This window comes from Endozoicomonas sp. SESOKO4, assembly GCF_024606275.1.
Genome location: NZ_JAHHPS010000196.1, coordinates 1 through 2,771 on the forward strand (window position 1 = coordinate 1; position 2,771 = coordinate 2,771).

Annotated in this window: 3 protein-coding genes; all 3 read right to left on the bottom strand. The window is 47.1% G+C overall.

The annotated features are described in order from the left end of the window. Positions 1-347 precede the first annotated feature (347 nt). Positions 348-857: a type II secretion system protein M gene (locus tag KDK16_RS03805; protein ID WP_257274742.1), complete on the bottom strand. Its 510-nt coding sequence runs from the start codon at positions 855-857 to the stop codon at positions 348-350. 5 nt (positions 858-862) lie between these two features. Beyond that, entirely contained in the window at positions 863-2,275 is a 1,413-nt protein-coding gene (gene gspL / locus KDK16_RS03810) for a type II secretion system protein GspL (RefSeq protein ID WP_257274743.1), read from the bottom strand. A 9-nt stretch (positions 2,276-2,284) separates the two neighbouring features. Continuing rightward, positions 2,285-2,771: general secretion pathway protein GspK (locus KDK16_RS03815; RefSeq protein ID WP_257274744.1), on the bottom strand; the 487-nt coding region annotated here is incomplete at its 5' end.

Sequence of the window (2,771 nt, forward strand, 5' to 3'; positions counted from 1 at the left end):
AACCGCCGACCCTCTGCTTGTAAGGCAGATGCTCTCCCAGCTGAGCTAATCACCCGATTTCTTTGCGCGATGCATTGCGCTGAAGTCATGCGAATACTATGTAGATCAGGTGGTAGTGTCAAGGGCAGAAGCATGTAAAAAAACAGAACTTTAGCACTCTGACTATGAATTTCTTTGTGCTCTCAGCATTAGCGAACAGCCTTAATGGGTTATCGCAATGCCTGAGTCCAATTTTGAAGTTCAAACACTCCCTTTAGAATTCAAAAAAGTACAAACACTTAATCTAAATAACTGCCGCTTATTGAGAGATGTTAGGGCCTGGGATTAAGCCCTTTCACCAAGCAGGATCAGTTCGCAAGATGCATATAGACTTTTACTCGGCCTTCCTCTTTACCTCGGTCGATTTTGATTTGTTGGATAATCACTTCATAGCGGGTATCTAAAACAACCATCCAGGCCAACAGCTTCTGATAAGCTGCATCTTCGACCCAAACTCCTAAACCTTTACGATCCGGTTGAACACGACTCAGTGTCAGATCTGATTGTTTGGCACTGCTCGATACAATCGAAGAAAGGTCTTTTTTAGCAGCTGCAGACCTTTGTTTCCTATGAGCCTGTTTTGCCTGATCAATATTCTCTGCCATCCAGTCATAAATGGATTGTTGATGAGCGAACTCTTCCTGCTGTTTTTCACTCCATGCAGTGATGGGCTCCCAAACGAATAGATAGGCTGCAGCCAACAGAAGGACAGCCGTCAGAAAATGCATTGCTCTACGATCTTTTTGTGACATTAGCTCATACTTAGCCTGAAGCTGGAGCCAGAGCGGACTTCTTTCGAGTAGATGGGTCAGTTTCATCAGCTTCACCTGCCTATGGTCATACGGGCATTGACGCCCGCTTTTTCCTGAATTGCACTGTCCAATCGTGCGCTCAGCCCGGACGATTTTACTGCTGCCAGAAGCTTATCAATTCCTTCAAGACTGTCTGCTTTCAACTCCAGCACCATCTTTCCTGAAGCATCATTGAAATCCATGCTGACCGGCTTCAGCTTAAAATCAGGTAAAGAAGATGACACAGCAGAAACCTGTTGCAACAGAGGTAAGAAGGCTTCTCCACTGACCTTTTGCCCTGCATTTTTCAATCGACTTTCCATGCGTCCCTTCAAGTTAATACTTCCAGCTGAATGGGCCTGAGCCTCGAGCACCTGCTGATCCTGTGGAAAGACTTCCAGGTAGAGCGCGGCGGACTCCTGCCAGTAATCCTGTGCTTTTTGTTGATACATCAACCCTTCCCCGACTTTTAAGCCCAACTCAAGCAGTAGCCAGATGGAAGCCACCAAGGCAAGAGGCTTCCAGCGACGCATCTTGCGGCTAGCCCTTTTAGGACATTGATAGGGGCCATGACGAAGATCCACTAATTCGGCTGATTTTCTGGAAGAAAAATACAACGACGCCAGATATTCAAAAGCAGTATTGGTCAATGGTTCTTCTACCACCAGCCAGCCGTTTTCATCCAAGCATCGTTTCACTTGTTCTCTCTTCTCAGTAGCCAATGGCACCAGACCATCTGCAAATTTTATTCTGGCACTCACAAGAGCTTCAGAATCTTCAGCTACCAGCTCCTCATCAGTCTGAAGAATGTCTTCAGTGGTTTTTTCTCCCCAATGGCTCAGAACAAACCTAAGTGCTTCATAGTCAAGGCAAACAGTGGAATGGTCAGGAGCGGAAAGAATGCAGGAATCATTTTCAAGAAGGAGGTTTAATTCCCGCGGCACGCCCTGCAAAAACTGAAGTTCAGCGATAACTTGCTGGGCAGAAATCCCCTGCTCTTCAAGACAGGATAATAGAGACTGCATCTGTTCATGTGGAACAGCTGAAACGGAAACCTGGTCACTCTTGCGGTGTTGATAGCTGGCCAGATGCATAGACTCAATGTCATCGGCCAACTCTTCTTCAATCATAAAGGGCAGCGCGGTTGAAAGATGCTTTCGCTGGCCGCTATTGATAGGCAACTGCTTGTGAATGACCAGAGTCCCTGGCAGAAGCACTACCACCTGTTCCGGCATTTCTTCTTCCAAGGTGGATTCGTCCAGCTCTGTGTCATCTGGTTTCTGAATAACAAACCGAACCCAGTCATTTTTGACTTGTCCCAGTTCAGAAATATGGAGATCCCCGGAAAGCTGCCCATTCTCGGCAAAAGCCCCCCACTGAACTCGACTGTTTGGCTCAATCCGGGAAACCGGTGGGGGTATCCGAATCAACAGGATGTTTTTCATTATTAGACCTCAGGATTCCTTCTTGGCACTTACCCAATAGTCGTTGGGTCCAATCTCACGACCGGCGATTTGAACCTTTCCCTCTGCATTACGATACATAAGGGTTTTTAAATAGAATGCAGTATCTCGATACGTTGCCTTGATGTAAGCAGTGAAATATTGGCTGGCAACATCCAGAGGCACTTCTTTAAGAGCAGCAGTTTTGTCTTTCAGGGCTGGTAGCCTGGCCAGATCTTCCAGTCTGGGGAACCCTTCTGCACTCCGAGCATCAATAATAGCCTCTACATCCCCTTCTGTGAGTTTATCAGACAGGGCGCCAATCACTTCGGGCAAAGCTGCGTTAACGTTGATCCTGGAAGTCTTAGGCAAAACGGCCACCAGAGGCGCTAACAATTCAAACTCAGCACTGCCAACCCCCTGAATCAGTCTTAACTCCGATACTGAAACAAACGGAGCATCGGCCGTTCTTAGCGGCGGTTCCATGACGAGATAATTA

What these genes read in the sequence shown, in the direction of transcription:
- KDK16_RS03805 (WP_257274742.1), bottom strand. Translation starts at nt 857, where the DNA reads ATGAAACTGACCCATCTACTCGAAAGAAGTCCGCTCTGGCTCCAGCTT.
- gspL (WP_257274743.1), bottom strand. Translation starts at nt 2,275, where the DNA reads ATGAAAAACATCCTGTTGATTCGGATACCCCCACCGGTTTCCCGGATT.